This window comes from Promicromonospora sp. NFX87, assembly GCF_048564965.1.
Lineage (GTDB): Bacteria > Actinomycetota > Actinomycetes > Actinomycetales > Cellulomonadaceae > Promicromonospora.
Map to the genome: position 1 here is coordinate 2347372 of NZ_CP183413.1, position 16687 is coordinate 2364058.

General features: G+C 71.7%; 13 protein-coding genes. 12 read left to right on the forward strand and 1 reads right to left on the reverse strand.

The annotated features are described in order from the left end of the window. Positions 1-49 precede the first annotated feature (49 nt). Complete coding sequence (locus tag ACNYC2_RS10505; RefSeq protein ID WP_419707817.1) at positions 50-1003, reverse strand: DUF389 domain-containing protein; 954 nt, start codon at positions 1001-1003, stop codon at positions 50-52. Positions 1004-1157: 154 nt separating this feature from the next. On the opposite strand from ACNYC2_RS10505, the gene ACNYC2_RS10510 reads away from it, so the two are divergent. The 12 genes from ACNYC2_RS10510 (at position 1158) to ACNYC2_RS10565 (ending at position 16682) form a co-directional block, all read left to right on the forward strand. After that, complete coding sequence (locus ACNYC2_RS10510) at positions 1158-1949, forward strand: ABC transporter ATP-binding protein (RefSeq protein ID WP_419706951.1); 792 nt, start codon at positions 1158-1160, stop codon at positions 1947-1949. Next, entirely contained in the window at positions 1949-4558 is a 2610-nt protein-coding gene (locus tag ACNYC2_RS10515; RefSeq protein WP_419706952.1) for an ABC transporter permease, read from the forward strand. The genes ACNYC2_RS10510 and ACNYC2_RS10515 overlap by 1 nt, the downstream gene beginning before the upstream one ends. A gap of 171 nt (positions 4559-4729) precedes the next feature. Continuing rightward, positions 4730-5614, forward strand: coding sequence for a cation-transporting ATPase (locus tag ACNYC2_RS10520; RefSeq protein WP_419706953.1), 885 nt, complete (start codon positions 4730-4732; stop codon positions 5612-5614). Positions 5615-5832: 218 nt separating this feature from the next. Further along, positions 5833-6669 (forward strand): alpha/beta fold hydrolase, encoded by an 837-nt coding sequence (locus tag ACNYC2_RS10525; RefSeq protein WP_419706954.1) that lies wholly within the window; start codon positions 5833-5835, stop codon positions 6667-6669. Next, positions 6662-7231: a TetR/AcrR family transcriptional regulator gene (locus ACNYC2_RS10530; protein WP_419706955.1), complete on the forward strand. Its 570-nt coding sequence runs from the start codon at positions 6662-6664 to the stop codon at positions 7229-7231. Before ACNYC2_RS10525 ends, ACNYC2_RS10530 begins: the two co-directional genes overlap by 8 nt. 287 nt (positions 7232-7518) lie before the next feature. Further along, positions 7519-10095: an excinuclease ABC subunit UvrA gene (locus ACNYC2_RS10535; protein WP_419706956.1), complete on the forward strand. Its 2577-nt coding sequence runs from the start codon at positions 7519-7521 to the stop codon at positions 10093-10095. A 166-nt stretch (positions 10096-10261) separates the two neighbouring features. Further along, entirely contained in the window at positions 10262-11791 is a 1530-nt protein-coding gene (locus tag ACNYC2_RS10540; protein WP_419706957.1) for an alpha-L-fucosidase, read from the forward strand. 33 nt (positions 11792-11824) lie between these two features. Beyond that, the gene (locus ACNYC2_RS10545; protein ID WP_419706958.1) at positions 11825-13168 is read left to right on the forward strand and encodes a replication-associated recombination protein A; all 1344 of its coding nucleotides are present in this window, start codon (positions 11825-11827) and stop codon (positions 13166-13168) included. Positions 13169-13356: 188 nt separating this feature from the next. Further along, complete coding sequence (locus ACNYC2_RS10550; protein WP_419706959.1) at positions 13357-14004, forward strand: hypothetical protein; 648 nt, start codon at positions 13357-13359, stop codon at positions 14002-14004. A gap of 145 nt (positions 14005-14149) precedes the next feature. Beyond that, a complete protein-coding gene (locus ACNYC2_RS10555; RefSeq protein WP_419706960.1) occupies positions 14150-14788 on the forward strand; it encodes a copper resistance CopC family protein in 639 nt (212 codons plus the stop codon). Between the two features lie 20 nt (positions 14789-14808). Continuing rightward, the gene (locus tag ACNYC2_RS10560) at positions 14809-15456 is read left to right on the forward strand and encodes a copper chaperone PCu(A)C (RefSeq protein ID WP_419706961.1); all 648 of its coding nucleotides are present in this window, start codon (positions 14809-14811) and stop codon (positions 15454-15456) included. Next, a complete protein-coding gene (locus tag ACNYC2_RS10565; protein ID WP_419706962.1) occupies positions 15456-16682 on the forward strand; it encodes a Dyp-type peroxidase in 1227 nt (408 codons plus the stop codon). The genes ACNYC2_RS10560 and ACNYC2_RS10565 overlap by 1 nt, the downstream gene beginning before the upstream one ends. The last annotated feature ends 5 nt before the right edge of the window (positions 16683-16687 follow it).

Below are 16687 nucleotides of genomic sequence, written 5' to 3' on the forward strand. Positions count from 1 at the left end.
CGGTCAACAGACGCGCGGGACCCGAGAAAGGGTTGCGTGACCTGCGGAATCAGTGGTTCGCGCGGACGCGGAGGCGTGCGGGCCTCGGCTGGAACCGCCACCAGGCCCGCTGGATCAGGAGGCACGTCACGGCACCGGCCACGATCATCGCGACGTTGATGCCGAACTGGGCCAGCGACCCGGTGGCCTCGTTGCCCACGCCGTAGGCGAGCGCGACCGCGGCGTTCCCCACCGCCGGGACCGTGGTCACGGAGATCAGCACGCCCACCAGGACGCCGGAGCGGCCCGAGGTGAGCGAGATCATGCCTGCCGCACCGGCCAGGAAACCGACGATCCAGCTCAGGGTGTCCGGCGCCCAGATGAACGAGGTCTGGGGCCGGTCGGCCAGCAGGGTGGACTGGTCGGCGAGGCCCCAGGCCTGGAGCAGCAGAGCCATGAGCACCGACGCGACGAACCCGGCGCCGAACCCCGCGGCCAGCGTGGACACTGCCCGGCCCACCGTGCGCCAGCGACCCCCGACCAGCCCTACCGAGATCGCGGCCAGCGGCCCGAAGTCGGGGCCGACCACCATGGCGCCGACCACGAGGATCGGCTGGTCGAACAGGACGCCGATCATGCCGATCGTCGTGGCCAGGGCCATGAGCGCGAGGTAACCCAGCGAGGTGCGCGCCTCCACCTCCGTGCGCCCCACCACCTCGTGCCAGACGAGCGCGTCCTCCGGGAGCCCGGGTGCGGCGTCCTCCGCGCGCCGGGCGTGGTGGGACAGCGAGGTGTTGACGGACTCGACGGCGATCGATCCCTCCCGCTGCAGACCCAGGTCGGTCAGGCGCTCCAGCACGGGGCTGAGCGCCTCGCGTGCGACGTCGGCCATGACGACGTCGCCCGGCGGGTCGACGGCGCATCCGTGGAGCACCATGACGTTGGTCGCGGCGGGGTCGGACCGCAGGAGGTCGAGGACGTCGGGGGTGCTCGCGGGCGGGCTGACCACGCGGAGGTGTTGCATCACGCCGAAACTCTAGCCGGGTGAAACACCGCACCACGCCGGCATTGACGCAACCCTGATGGACAGTCGTACGACCTGGGTATGACCACCGTCGCGGCAGGACCAGACCAGGGCCGGACGCGGTGCGGGGGCGTCGCTCCGTAGCGTCTCTTCCATGGACTTCACCGTTAACGCGTCCGGGGCCACACCCGCTGTGCGCGCACGCTCACTGACCAAGACCTATGGGAAGGGCGAGGCGACCGTACGGGCCCTGGACGGGGTGGACGTCGACTTCGAGCAGGGCCGGTTCACGGCGATCATGGGCCCGTCGGGCTCGGGCAAGTCGACGCTGATGCACCTGCTGGCGGGTCTGGACTCCGCGACCAGCGGTCAGGCGTTCCTCGGGGAGACGGAGATCACGGGTCTGAACGACAAGGCGCTGACGAGGCTGCGCCGGGACCGGGTCGGGTTCGTGTTCCAGCAGTTCAACCTGCTGCCGATGTTCACGGCCGAGCAGAACATCACGCTCCCGGTCGAGCTCGCGGGCGGGAGCGTGGACCGTGCGTGGTTCGACACCCTGGTGGACACCCTGGGTCTGAAGGGTCGGCTGACGCACCGGCCGGGGGAGCTGTCCGGTGGGCAGCAGCAGCGTGTCGCGATCGCGCGTGCGCTGATCGCGCAGCCTGATGTGGTGTTCGCGGACGAGCCGACGGGGAACCTGGACTCGCGGTCCGGGGCCGAGGTCCTGTCCTTCCTGCGTCGTTCGGTGCGGGAGCTGGGTCGCACGATCATCATGGTCACGCACGACCCGTCCGCGGCCGCGTATGCGGATCGTGCGGTATTGATCGCGGACGGGCGGATCGCGGGCGACATCAGTGACCCGACGCCTGATTCCGCGATGGCCGGCCTCGACGCGCTGCGCACCCTCGAACCCGCCGTCGCGACGACTCCCCGGACGGGTGTGTGATGGCGACGTCGTTCCCCACCGCCCGCCTCACCCTCGGGCAGATGCGGCGCAGCGTCGGCCGCCTCACCGCCGCGGGAGTGGCGATCCTGATCAGCACGGCGTTCGTCACCGTGACGCTCCTCGCCGGCGGCGTCATCCAGGGCACCACGCACGACATGGTCGCGGCGCAGTACGCGAAGGCCGACGTCGTCGTGGCCACGGCCGACGACAGCTCGTTCACCACCGACGACGTCAGCGCCGTCTCGGCCGTCGACGGCGTCGCGACCGTCCAGCCGCTCACGAGCTGGTTCGGCGACCTGCGCAACGGCGGCAAGGGCGGCTACCAGACGTTCGCGCCCGTTCCCGAGGACCCGCGACTCTCGCCGCTCGAGGTGACCGACGGCGCCTGGCCCGCCGCGGACGGCGAGGTGGCGCTGACGTCGAACCTGGCCGAGCGGCTCGAGGTGGGCCTGGGCGACACCGTGACGCTCAAACGCACCGTGTACCCCGAGGGCTGGGCCGAGAGCCAGGCGGACGACCCGGCCGCCGAGCTCGGCGAGCCGGAGGACGTCACCGAGACCCTGACCGTGACCGGCCTCGCCGCCGACCCGTACGGTGCCTACTCGGTGTACGGCGGGGCCGCGGCGGTTCCCGCGGCCACGCTCGACGCCTGGAACGCCGTGGAGCCCTACCCGAACCCGGTCACCGAGCTGCTCGTCGCGCTCGACGCGCCGCTGGACGGCGGGAGCGTGCCCGGTCCGCTCGCTGAGTCCCTCGACGCCGCCGCCGGCGGGGCCGACCGCAGCGTGACCGTCGACACCACCGAGGAGGTCGCGACCGAGCGGGCCGCCGCGCAGACCGGTGGCCAGGACCTCGTCTTCCTCGTGTTCGTCATGACGTTCGCCGCCATCGCGCTGCTCATCGCGGCCATGGTCATCACCAACACGTTCCAGGTGCTCGTCGCCCAGCGGACGCGCACGCTCGCCCTGCTGCGCTGCATCGGCGCCGGGACCGGCCAGCTCTACCGCAGCGTGCTGCTCGAAGCGGCGATCCTCGGCTTGGTCGCCTCCGCCGTGGGCATCCTGACCGGCGGGGTGCTCGCCCAGGTGGCGCTCATGGTGGCGCCCGCCTTCGACCTGGGCGTGCCGCTGCCCGCGACGATCACGCCGACCTGGCAGGCGGTGGTGCTCCCGCTCGCGGTGGGTGCCGGCGTGACCGTCCTGGCCGCACTGGCCCCCGCCCGCTCGGCCACCCGGGTCGCGCCGCTCGCCGCGCTGCGGCCGTCCGACGCCCCGACGCTGCGCGCCCGCTCCGGCCGCACCCGCCTCGTGATCTCGCTGCTCGCCCTGGTCGGCGGCTTCGCGGCCCTCGGCGGCGGCGTGGCGCTCGGCATGAACGGCGGCACCCAGTTCGGTCTGGTCGCCGCGGTCGGCGGTGGTGCCCTGGCGTTCTTCGGCGTCGTGCTCAGCGCGGTGCTGTGGCTGCCCCGCGTCGCGGCGCTGCTGGGCTCGCTCGTGGCCCGTACCGGTCCGGCGGCTCGCCTGGCGGTCGCCAACACCCTGCGCAACCCGCGCCGGACGGCGGCGACCTCCACGGCGCTGCTCATCGGCGTCACGCTCGTGACGATGATGTCGACGGGTGCGGCGAGCGCCCGCATGTCCGCGGACAGCCTGCTCGACGAGCAGTTCCCGTACGACGTGAGCGTGTCGGCGTCCGCGCCCGAGTACGTCGAGGGTCTGCACGACGCCGTGGCCGACACCCCCGGCATCGCGGACACGGCGCTCGTGACGAGCGCGACGGTCACGGTCGGCGAGAGCGAGGACTCGACCGTCGTGGCCGCGGATCCCGCCGAGCTCGCCGCGGTGGTGAACGTGCCGGAGGAGGCGAAGCGGCTGACCGAGGGTTCGATCCTGCTCTCCCAGGGCACGGCCGACGAGATGTCCCTCGACGCGGGCGACCCGGTCACGGTGTCGGGCGACGACGGCTCGGTCGACCTGACCGTCGTCATCACGACCGCCGACGCCCTCAACCGCACGATCACGGCCGCCGACCTCGGCCGCGTGAACGTCCCCGCCGAGAACACGACGACCGACATCTGGGCGCACATCTCGGGTGGTGAGGCGACCACCGTCCTGGCGGACGTGCAGGACGCCGTCGCGCAGGTGGACGGCGGCGCGTTCGTCATGGGGCCGGCCGCCCAGGCGGCTCAGTTCCGGCAGGTGGTCGACGTGATCCTCGGCATCGTGGTGGGCCTGCTCGCCGTCGCCGTCGTGATCGCCCTGATCGGCGTCACGAACACGCTGTCCCTCTCGGTCATCGAGCGGACCCGCGAGTCCGCGACCCTGCGGGCCATCGGCCTGAGCAAGGAGCAGCTGCGCGGCATGCTCGCGGTGGAGGGTGTGCTCATCGCGGGCGTCGGTGCGGTCCTCGGCATCGTGCTGGGGCTCGTGTTCGGCTGGGCGGGGGCGGCCACCGCACTGTCCGTCATGGGCGACGTCCGGTACGCCGTCCCGTGGGCGGACCTGGGCATCGTCCTGGCCGTCGCCCTGATCGCCGGCCTGCTCGCGTCGGTCCTGCCGGCCCGGGCGGCTGCCCGCACCTCACCGGTGGCGGCGCTCGGCGTCGAGTGACGGCGTTCCGCCGCTGACGACGGCGCCCGTGCACAGCCTGGCTGCGCGCGGGCGCCGTCGTCGCGCCGTCCTCGTGCCGGTTGATCAGCACTTTCTCTCATCCGGCTCTCACGAACTTCTCATCAGGGCCTGGAAGGGTGGTGCCCCAGACCGACGGAAGGAACGGACCACATGTCCAAGCTCTCCAACATGATCGGCCTCGCGAAGAAGGTGCTCGACTCCCAGAGCGGGCAGCAGCAGCAACAGGGGGCACCACAGGGCGGTTCGACGGGTCAGAAGTCCTGGCGGTCCACGCTCGAGGACGTCGTCGGAGCCGTGAACGGGCGTTCCCAGCCCGCGGCAGCGCCGGGCTACCCGCCCGCCCCGCAGGCTCGGCCCGTCCCGCAGGGCCGGCCGGGCGCGCAGGCGCCCACCGACGCCGACCGGCAGGCCATCGCCCGCTACGACTACCTCATGCAGACCGCCGATCCGCATCAGATCGAGCAGATCCATGCCGAGTCGTTCGCCCGGCTGACGCCGGCGCAGCGTGAGGCGGTCCAGCAGCGCATGCAGACGGAGCTGCCGCCGCACGAGCAGCCCCGCTCGGCCAGCGTCGCCGATCTGTCCCGGGCAGCGGCACGTTCGGAGGCGCGCCGGCCGGGCTCCATGCGGTCGACGCTGACGAAGGTCGGCGCGGGCGCAGCGGTGGCGGGAGTCGCCGTCGGGGCCGTCGGCATCCTGGGCGCGGTCGCGGCCGGCGCCGCGGTGAGCAGCGTCGCGGGCCCGCTCCTCGAGAACGCGGCGAACCTAGGGGTCGACTTCGACGCGCTCGCGTCGGGGGTCGACGTCGAGGGGCTCGCGTCGTCGGTCGGCGAGCTCGGCACGGGCGCCCTCGACGAGGCCGCCGCGGGTGTCGGCGAGCTCGGCAGCGGTGCCGTCGGCGAGGCCGCGGCTGGTGTCGAGGGCCTGGCCGGCACGGCCGACGGCGCCCTGTCGGGTCTGGGGGACCAGGTCTCCGGCGCAGGTCAGGGCCTCTCGGACCTGGCCAAGGACTTCGACCCGCGGAACTTCTTCTAGGCCGTCCTGCCTGACGCAGCGGATCGACACGGACTGACGCTGCCTGACGTATGACACACGCCCTCGTGCCTGGTGCGGTAATCCCGCAGCTCGGGCACGAGGGCGTCGACGTGAGACGGGATGTGGGCCCGGGGATTCCGGAGGTTGCGGAGGGTTGACGCTCCAAGGCTAATCGCGCTAGCTTGTGGCTAACGCAGTTAACTTTCATGGAGGACATCGTGCCCGAGTACCTGAACATCGACGGCAACACCATCGCCTACGACGTTGCTGGAGAAGGGCCGCTCGTGGTCCTGGCGCACGGCATGGGGGACAGCCGGCACTCCTACCGCTTCATCGCCCCCGCCCTGGTGGCGGCCGGGTACCGGGTCGCAAACGTCGACATCCGCGGCTGCGGTGAGTCCAGCCTCGAATGGACCGGCTACAGCCGCACCGACATCGCCGGCGACCTGCTCGCCGTCGTGCGCCACCTGGGTGGCCCGGCCGTGATCATCGGCCAGTCGATCAGCGGCGGTGCCGCGACCATCGCTGCGGCCGTCGCGCCCGAGCTGATCACCGGGGTCATCGAGCTGGCCCCCTTCACCCGGAAGCAGTCGATCCCTCTGGGCGGGCTGTTCCGGGTGAAGCGTTACCGGGTGGGCTCCACACAGCTCAGCATGACCATGGCCCTGGGCAGCCTCTCAGCCTGGAAGAAGTACCTCGACCTTGCCTATCCGAGCAAGCCCGCCGACTGGCACGACGAGCTGGGCCGGATCGAGGCCAAGATGAGCGAGCCCGGCCGGATGAAGGCACTGCAGGCCATGTGCAAGAGCGCGCCTACTGACGCCGGTGCGCAGCTGCCCAATGTCGCATGCCCGGTCCTGATCATCGAGGGCAGCCTCGACCCCGACTGGGCCGACCCGCGCGCCGAGGGTGAAAAGATTGTCGCCGACCTGCCCGCCGGCCTCGGTGAGCTGGCCGTGATCGAGGGCGCCGGTCACTACCCGCACGCCCAGACGCCCGACGAGGTCCTCGCACTGGCCCTGCCGTTCCTGGCCAGGACGCTGGCCAATGCCTAAGGCAGGACTGACGTCGGCGGGGATCGTCGAGGCGGGGGCTGCGATGATCGACGAGATCGGTTTCGAGAACCTCAGCATGGGCCTGCTGGCCGAGCGTCTCGGTGTCAAGACCCCGTCGCTCTACAAGCACGTCGCCGGCCAGGCCGACCTGGCCCACCGGATCGCGGTCCTGGCCATGACCGAGATCGCCGATGCCATCCGCGATGCTACTCAGGGGCGATCCGGCAGCGAGGCCCTTGTTGCCGGTGCCCACGCCATGCGAACGTACGTGCTGGAACATCCTGGCCGGTATGCGGCAGGCAATGCTGCCCGCTCCGGTGGGCCCGACGATCCACTCGTCCCGGCTGTCGGTCGGGTGCTTGCCTCCTGGGCGGCCATGCTGCACGGCTACCGGTTGGATCCCGATCAGGAGATCCACGCGCTGCGGATGCTGCGCAGCATCCTGCACGGATTCGCGACCCTTGAATCGATCGGCAGCTTTCAGATCGATGCCGATGTCGATGACAGCTTCACCTGGATGCTCGGCTTCCTCGACGAAGGCCTCAAAGCGAAGACGGCCTGACCTGATTTCCGCGGACCAGCGGCTCACGGTTGAATCTTCACGCCCTTGAAGTCCTGCCACGAGCCGAGCGCCGCGCCGAGGAGCGTGAACCCCGCCGCCCAGCCGAACAGGGCGCCGCGGTGGATGCGCCAGGCCAGCGCGAGCGGACTGCGCAGACCGGGTCGGGCAACCGCCGGGCCCGGTCGCGCAGGGGGACCCCGGGAGGTTTCGACAAGCTCAGCCGGCGGGCGACGTGCGGAATAGAGTTGCGTCGTCTGCGGCGCCAACGGACGACATCCGGAGGATCGATGGTGGAGAAGTCGGCAGGTAGGTCGGCAGGCACGGGACGGGGCGACGCACCGCTCGCGATCGAGGTGCGCGGGGCGAAGGTCCACAACCTCAAGGACGTGGACGTGACCGTGCCGCTGCGACAGCTCGTAGCGATCGCCGGCGTCTCTGGGTCCGGGAAGTCGTCGCTCGCCATGGGGGTGCTCTACGCCGAGGGATCCCGGCGCTACGTCGAGGCGCTCTCGACCTACACCCGCCGCCGGATGTCCCATGCGCCACGAGCGGCCGTCGACAGCGTCGAGCACGTCCCCGCGGCGCTCGCGCTCCGGCAGCGGCCGGCCGTGCCGGGCGTGCGCAGCACGTTCGGGACCTCCACCGAGCTGCTGAACGTGCTGCGCCTGATGTTCTCCCGGCTGGGCTCGCACCTGTGCCCGAACGGTCATCGGCTGGACCCGACGATCGACGTGGCGGCGGACCTGAACCTGGTGTGCCCGGTCTGCGCGGCCGTGTTCTACCCGCCGGGCGCCGAGGTGCTCGCGTTCAACTCCGACGGCGCCTGCCCTGCCTGCTCCGGTACCGGTGTGGTGCGGGAGATCGACGAGGCATCCCTCGTGCCCGACCCGAGCAGGACGATCGACGGCGGCGCGGTGGCGCCGTGGTCGATGTTCGGGCTGACAGTGATGCCGCAGGTGGTGGCCGAGCTCGGCGTCCGCACCGACGTCCCCTACAGCGAGCTCACCGCCGCCGAGCGCGAGACCGTGATGCACGGGCCGGAGGAGAAGCGCCACATCTCGGTGCCCTCGAAGAGCGGCAAGCTGTTCGAGCTGAACTTCACCTACCGCAACGCACGCCTCGCGGTGCAGGAGGCGCTGGACAAGGCCACCACCGAACGCGGCCTGGCGCGCGTGAACAGGTTCATCAGCGCGCAGAGGTGCTCGACCTGTCACGGCACCCGGCTCAGCCAGAAGGCGCTCGGCAGCCAGGTCGCCGGCATCAACCTCGCCGAGGCGACCGCCAAGACGCTCGACGAGGTGGTGGCCTGGGCCCCGACCCTGCCCGGCACGCTGCCGTCGGACATGTGCCCGATGGCGCAGGACCTGGTCGACAAGCTGCTGGAGATGGCCGGCCGGCTGGTCGAGCTCGGGCTGGGCTATCTGAGCCTGGACCGGGCGGGCTCCACCCTGTCGACGGGGGAGCGGCAGCGGGTCCAGCTGGCGCGCGCGGTGCGGAACCGGACCACCGGAGTGCTCTACGTCCTGGACGAACCGTCCATCGGTCTGCACCCCTCGAACGTCGACGGACTGCTCGGGGTGGTCCAGGACCTGCTGCGGGACGGCAACTCGGTGGTCCTGGTCGACCATGACGTGCAGGTGCTGCGCGAGGCCGACTGGCTGATCGAGATCGGCCTCGGCTCGGGTGCCGAGGGCGGCACGGTCCTGGCCACGGGCACCGTCAAGGACCTCGACGACGACCCCGCCTCGCTGCTGGGCGGATTCCTCACCGGCCGCGAGCCGGTGGTGATCCGGGACCGCGCCGGCCGCGGCGAGGTGTTCGACCGCGGCAGCATCCATCTCGAGACCGCACCGCTGCACACGGTGCACGCGCTGAACGTCGACATCCCGCTCGGGCGGCTGACCGCCGTCACCGGAGCCTCCGGTTCCGGCAAGACCACGCTCGTCCTCGACAGCCTCGTCCCCGCCGTCCAGGCAGCGGCGGCGGGCGGACGCGCGCCGGCGCACGTCACCGTGGTCGACGCACCAGGGATCCGCCGGGCCGACGTCGTCGACGCCACCCCGATCGGCGTCAACGTCCGGTCCACCGTCGCCACCTACAGCGGGATCATGGACGACCTGCGCCGGGCCTTCGCCGCCACCGATGCGGCCGTCGAGCGTGGTCTGGGCGCTGCCGACTTCTCCTACAACACCGGGTCGCTCCGGTGCCCGCGCTGCGAGGGCACCGGGCAGATCGTCCTGGACGTGCAGTTCCTGCCCGACGTCGACATCGCCTGCCCGGACTGCGGTGGCACCCGGTACGCCCCGGACGCGATGATCGTCCGCCGTCCTTCCTCGGGGCAGCGTGCCGACGAGGGGCCGACGGGCGGCATCTCGCTGCCCGAGCTGCTCGCCTCGACCGTCGGGCACGCCCTCGAGCACGTCGGCGACATCCGCAAGGTGCGCACCAAGCTCCAGGCCCTCGTCGACCTGGGCCTGGGCTACCTCACGCTCGGGGAGGACACGCCGGCGCTCTCGGGCGGCGAGGCGCAGCGCCTCAAGCTCGCCGCCGAGCTGCACCGGGACCAGGCCGACACCCTCTTCGTCCTCGACGAACCGAGCGTCGGCCTCCACCCCCTCGACGTCCGCACTCTGCTGAACGTCACCCAGCGGCTCCTGGACCAGGGCGCGACGGTGATCGTCATCGAGCACGACCTCGACATGATCGCGAACGCCGACCACATCGTCGACATGGGACCCGGCGGAGGGGCGGCGGGCGGCACGGTGGTCGCCACCGGTTCGCCCGACGACGTCGCGGGCAACCCTGCCAGCGTCACCGGCAGCTACCTGCGCACCCACCTGGCGACCGTGCCCGTCGTGCCTTAGCCGGACGCCGCCCGTGCAGAGGATCGAAGTCAGGGCCTCTGGCATGTAGCGTTGGACATCTGATGAATTTGATCGGTGGTCACCTGTATTCGGCCTGCCACGGTCCGTTCACTGCTGACATTCATCGGATAGAACCGACCATTACCCGATCAACGAGAGAGTCCTCATGACCGGTCCGCTGCCCCCGATCGACCCTGCCGCGCTGCCCGCGCCCGTCGACGTGTCCGACAACACCGGCGCCCTCGCGGAGGTGCGGGCCGTCATCGATGCCGGCCCCTACCGCGACGACTGGGACTCGTTGCGCGCCTACACCCCGCCGCGGTGGTACGAGGACGCCAAGTTCGGCATCTTCATCCACTGGGGCGTCTACTCGGTGCCCGCCTTCAACAGCGAGTGGTACTCCCGGGAGATGTACCGGGAGGGCACGCGGGAGTTCGAGCACCACGTCGCGACGTACGGCGCCCACCGCGACTTCGGTTACAAGGACTTCATCCCGTCCTTCACCATGGACCGGTTCGACCCGGACGAGTGGGCAAGGCTGTTCCGCCAGGCGGGCGCCCAGTTCGTCGTCCCGGTCGCCGAGCACCACGACGGCTTCGCCATGTACGACACGGACCGCTCCCGCTGGAGCGCCGCCCGCATGGGCCCCGGGCGCGACGTGTTCGGGGCGCTCTCCGAGGCGACGGACAAAGCCTGGATGGTGCGCGGGGCGTCGTCGCACCGTGCGGAGCACTGGTTCTTCATGAACGGCGGCGCGCGGTTCGACTCGGACGTCCTCGACCCTCGGTTCCAGGACTTCTACGGTCCGGCGCAGCGCGAGGAGACCGCGCCGAACGAGCGGTACCTGGAGGACTGGCTGCTGCGGACCGTGGAGATCATCGACCGCTACCGCCCGCAGGTGCTGTGGTTCGACTGGTGGATCGAGCAGCCGGTCTTCAAGCCGTACCTCGCGCAGCTCGCCGCCTACTACTACAACCGCGCCGCGCAGTGGGGGCGCGAGGTGGTCATCAACTACAAGTGGGGCGCGTTCGTCGAGGGCACCGCCGTGTACGACATCGAGCGCGGCACGATGGGCGACATCCGGCCGTCGGTCTGGCAGAACGACACCTCGGTCTCGAAGACGGCGTGGTCGTGGGTGCGGGGCCACGAGTACAAGTCGGCGGACGACCTGATCGCCGAGCTTGCCGACGTCGTCTCGAAGAACGGCGTGCTCCTGCTCAACGTCGGCCCGAAGCCGGACGGGACCATCCCGGACGAGGAGCAGGAGCTGCTGCGCTCGATCGGTGCCTGGCTGAACCGCAACGGCGAGGCGATCTACGGCACGCGGCCCTGGGTGATCGCCACGGAGGGGCCGACCGAGGTCGCTGTCGGATCATTTGTCGACGGCAAGCCGGCAGAGTTCACCGGCGCCGACTTCCGGTTCACCGCACGCAAGGACGTGAACGGTGAGTACGTCTACGCGATCCCGCTGGCCGAGCCCGCCGACGGCGTCCTGCGGATCCGTGCGTTCGGCAAGGGGGCCGGTCTGCTCACACGTCCGATCAAGGAGGTGTCGCTGCTCGGGGAGTCCGGCGCCGTCGACTGGGAGCAGACCGCCGGTGAGCTGATCGTGCGCACGGACGGTCCGGCCGTGGTGAAGCTGTTCCTCGAGCCCGACCAGGTCCAGCCGCGGAAGGACTTCCTGCACCAGGCGTGACGGCGGGCCGCCGCCCCGCGATACCGTGGCCCGATGAGCGACGCACCCGAGCCGCTGTCGCTGTTCGCGGACGACGAGCCGCCCCGGCCGCTCGCCGACCGGCTCCGGCCCCGCGTGCTCGAAGAGGTGGTCGGCCAGGACCACCTGCTCGCTCCCGACGCGCCGATCGGCCGGCTGGTCGGCCGCGGCCAGATGGTCTCGACGATCCTGTGGGGACCGCCTGGCTGCGGCAAGACCACCATCGCCCGGCTCCTCGCGGAGCGGACGCACCTCGCGTTCGAGCCGCTGTCGGCCACGTTCTCGGGCGTCGCCGACCTCCGGAAGGTCTTCACGGCCGCGCAGCGCCGCCGCGAGATCGGCCAGGGCACGCTGCTGTTCGTCGACGAGATCCACCGCTTCAACCGCGCGCAGCAGGACAGCTTCCTGCCCTACGTCGAGGACGGGACGATAGTCCTCGTCGGCGCCACCACCGAGAACCCGAGCTTCGAGCTCAACGGCGCGCTCCTGTCGCGCTGCCAGGTGTTCGTCCTGCGGCGGCTCGACGGCGCCGCGCTCGAGACCCTGATCGACCGCGCGGAGGCCGACGCCGGCCGGGCGCTGCCGCTGGACGACGACGCCCGGGCCGCGCTCGTCGCCATGGCCGACGGCGACGGGCGGTACCTGCTCAACCTGGCCGAGCAGCTCCAGGCGCTGCCCGAGGGCACGGCCCCGCTCGACACGGCGGGGCTGGCCGCGGAGGTCCAGAAGCGCGCGCCGATCTACGACAAGGCCCAGGAGGGCCACTACAACCTGATCTCGGCGCTGCACAAGTCGATGCGGGGCTCCGATCCGGACGCTGCGCTGTACTGGCTCGCCCGGATGCTCGACGGCGGCGAGGACCCGCTGTTCATCGCCCGCCGCATCGTCCGCTTCGCCACCGAGGACATCGGCATCGCCGACCCGGAGGCGGTGCACCAGGCGCTCACCGCCTGGGACGTGTACGAGCGGCTCGGCTCGCCCGAGGGCGAGCTCGCGATCGCCCAGGCGGTCGTCTACCTGGCGACCGCGCCGAAGTCGACAGCCGTTTACCGCGGGTTCAGTGCCGCCACGGCCGCCGCGAAGCGGACCGGGTCCCTCGTGCCGCCCGCCCACATCCTCAACGCCCCCACGCGGCTGATGAAGGACCTCGGCTACGGCAAGGGCTACCGGTACGACCCCGATACGGAGACGGGCTTCTCCGGCGCCGACTACTTCCCCGACGGTATGGACCGGGAGCGGTACTACGAGCCGACCGGGAACGGGTACGAGCGGCAGATCACCGAACGGCTCAAGCACTGGGACGCGCTGCGGGCCGAGCGGCGGAGCGACGGCGCCGAGGACACGCAGGCGGAGCGCTGACGACCGCAGGGGCGCCGCCTCCGGGGCCTCGAGGGGGACCAGGATCACACGCCGGGTCGCCGCCAGTATGTCGGATCGGTGCTGTTCTGGGAGCCCCCTGACGGTTAGGCTGCGTCCGATACTTTCCAGGCCACGGCGTCGTCCCGAGCCGCCGGAGCCTGGCCGACCGTGAGACGGAGGGCGACCAGATGCCCGCACGCGACGACCGCACCAGGGGTGCGCGTGCGTTGCGTGGTGGTCTCGCGGCGTCGTCCGCGACCTTTGTCGCCCTCATGTCGCACATCGCCGGCGGCGGGGAGATGCCCGGCCTGCTGGGCGTCGTCGTCCCGCTGGTGCTCTCCCTGCCGGTCTGCATGGCCTGGTCCGGGCGGTTGTCGCTGGCCGGGCTGTCGGCCTCGGTCGTCGCGAGCCAGCTGTTCTTCCACACGCTCTTCATGCTGGGCACCCCGGCCGCGGCTCGGCCGGCGTCTGCCGGGTCGGGTGCGCACGCCGGGCACGAAGGCATGATGACGCCGACGATGCCGCCGGCGCCGGCCGCCGGGCAGGCCGTCGAGATGGCGCCCGCCGACCTCACGATGTGGCTCTCGCACGGCCTTGCCGCGGTCGTCACGATCGCGGTCCTGTACCGCGGGGAGCTGTTGCTCCTTCGCCTGCGCGAGCTCGCCGTGCGGGCCGCCGCCTGGCTGCTGGGCGGGCGTGCCGTCGTCGACCAGGTCGGCTCCTTCGTGCTCCCGGCCCTGCCCGGCGTGGTCGCCGCGACCTTCCGGCCGCTGCACCCGAGCCCTCAGCTTTCCCCTCTGCTCCGCAGGGGACCTCCCGCACCGCACGCGGTCTGAGCTCTGCATCACGGGCACATCCGGTGCCCGTGGTCTGTTCCGTGCTCGCCCTGTGCTCACGTGTGTGCACCCGAGCGGCGAGCGGGGACCCCGTGTCCCTGTGTGTGCTGACGTCGCCGTGCGACGTCGGAGGAGAGGTCGTCTCATGCCCCGATCCCGTCCCCTCGTGGCCGGGCTCGCGGTGGCTGTCGTCGCGCTGTGCGCGACGGCGGCACCCGCGTCCGCCCACGACAAGCTGATCTCCAGCGACCCCGCGTCCGACCAGAGGCTGGCCGAGGCGCCGGCGGAGGTGTCCCTGACGTTCTCCGCCGACGTCCTGGACATGGGTGCCGCCGTCGTCGTGTCCGACGCCGCCGGCACCGAGTGGGTGTCCGCCGTCCCGACGGTCGACGGCCCCGTGGTGACGGCGGTGCTCGACGCGGGCATGCCCGACGCCGGGTACGAGATCCGCTGGCGGGTCGTGTCGTCCGACGGGCACCCGATCACGGGTGTCGTCCCGTTCACCGTCGGTGACGGGGAGCCGTTGGCCGACGGGGCGGGCGGCGTCGAAGCAGGCGCCGCCGAGACCGGTGGGGCGAGCGTGCCGGGGACCGACGCACAGAGCAGTACGCAGACTCAGATCGCACAGGAGGACGAGGGGCCCTGGCGGGTCGTCCTCGTCGGCGCGGGCGGGGCCGCCGTCGCGGTGGCCCTGCTCGTACTTGTCCAGTTCCTGCGCCGCCGCAGCGATGCGGGCGGCGCCGAGGAGCCCGGCGACGAGCCGGGTTCCTCGGAGACGGTGTGATCCGTGTGAGAGGTATTCCTGTGAAGAACCTGCTGACCCTTCGTCAGAGCAAGACCGAGAGCATGACCGGGAGCAAGGCCCGGAGCAAGACCGGCGTCCGGTCGGGCGTCGTCCTCGCGGCGGTCGCCCTGGCCCTCGCGGGCTGCGGCACCACCGCGGGCGCGTCGCCCGACGACGCCGACGGCGCGGCCGAACCCGCCGGGCAGAGCGTGACCCTCGCCGACGGCTGGGTGAAGGCCGCCGACTCCGGGATGTCCGCCGCGTTCGGCGAGCTGACCAATGCGGGGCCCGACGACGTCACGGTGGTCTCCGCGACCACCGAGGCGTCCTCGATGCTCGAGCTGCACGAGACCGTGGAGAACGAGTCCGGCGAGATGATCATGCGGGAGATCGAGGGCGGGTTCGTCATCCCCGCCGGCGAGACCGTCACCCTGGCGCCCGGCGGTAGCCACATCATGCTGATGGACCTCACCGACCCGCTGGAGGCGGGCGAGGAGGCCACGTTCACCCTCACGTTCGCCGACGACTCGACCTTCGAGTTCACCGCACCCGTGAAGGACTACTCGGGGGCGAACGAGAACTACGTGGGCGGTGACGCCGAGATGGACATGGGCGACGCCGACAGCGGTGCCGACAGCGGTGCCGACCGCATGGGCACGGACGACTGATGACGAGGCCCGGTAAGAGCGTGAGCTCCGGCCGGGCCGGGTCGACCCGGCGGCAGTTCCTCCTCGGAGGAGCTGTCGCCGGCGTCGGCGCGGCCGCCGCCATCGGCGCTGACCTCGCCGTGAGCAGCACCGACGGTCCCGCCGCCGAGCCGGTGGCGCTGCACGGCGGGCAGACCGTGCAGTTCTACGGCACGCACCAGGCGGGGATCGACACCGCCGCCCAGGCCCACGGGCTGTTCGTCGCGCTCGACCTGCTCGACGGCACCACCCGCGAGGACCTGGTGCGGATGATGCGTATCCTCACCGACGACGCCGCTCGCCTGACGCAGGGGAGCCCCGCGCTGGCGGACTCCGAGCCCGAGCTGGCGACGGTCCCGGCGCGGCTCACCGTCACGTTCGGGTTCGGCCCCCGGTTCGTCGCCAGGGCCCGCGGCGCGGCTCCGGGCTGGCTGAAAGCCCTGCCCGCGTTCGCCGTCGACCGGCTGCTGCCCGAGTTCAGCGACGGCGACCTCCTGCTCCAGATCGCCGCGGACGACCCGCTCGCCGTCGCGCACACCGCCCGCATGCTGCTCAAGGACACCCGGAGCTTCGCCTCGGTGCGCTGGAGCCAGCAGGGGTTCCGGCGCGCACACGGCAGCGTGCGGCCGGGCACGACCATGCGCAACCTCTTCGGCCAGGTCGACGGCACGTCCAACCCGGCGCCCGGCACCGCGGACTTCGACCAGGTCGTGTGGAACCGCGACGGGTGGCTGGCCGGCGGGACGAGCGCCGTCGTGCGCCGCATCGGCATGGACCTGGACAAGTGGGACCGGCTCGACCGCGGCGGACGCGAGCAGTCGGTGGGCCGTTACCTGTCCAACGGGGCGCCGCTGACCGGAACCGACGAGTTCGACGAACCCGACTTCGAGGCGACCACGCCCATCGGGTTCCCGGTGATCCCGGAGTTCTCCCACGTGCGCCGTGCACGCAGCGATCTCGCTGCCGAGCGGATCTTCCGGCGTGGCTACAACTACGACGACCGGCCCATCGGGGAGGCGGTTTCCCTGTCGGGGCTGATCTTCGTCTCGTTCCAGGCCGACGTCGACCGGCAGTTCGTGCCGATCCAGAAACGCCTGGACCAGCTCGACCTGCTCAACGAATGGACAGTGCCGATCGGCTCGGCCGTCTTCGCCATCCCGCCGGGGTGCGCCGAGGGCGGCTTCGTCGGTGAAACCCTTCTCACCTGAAAGCG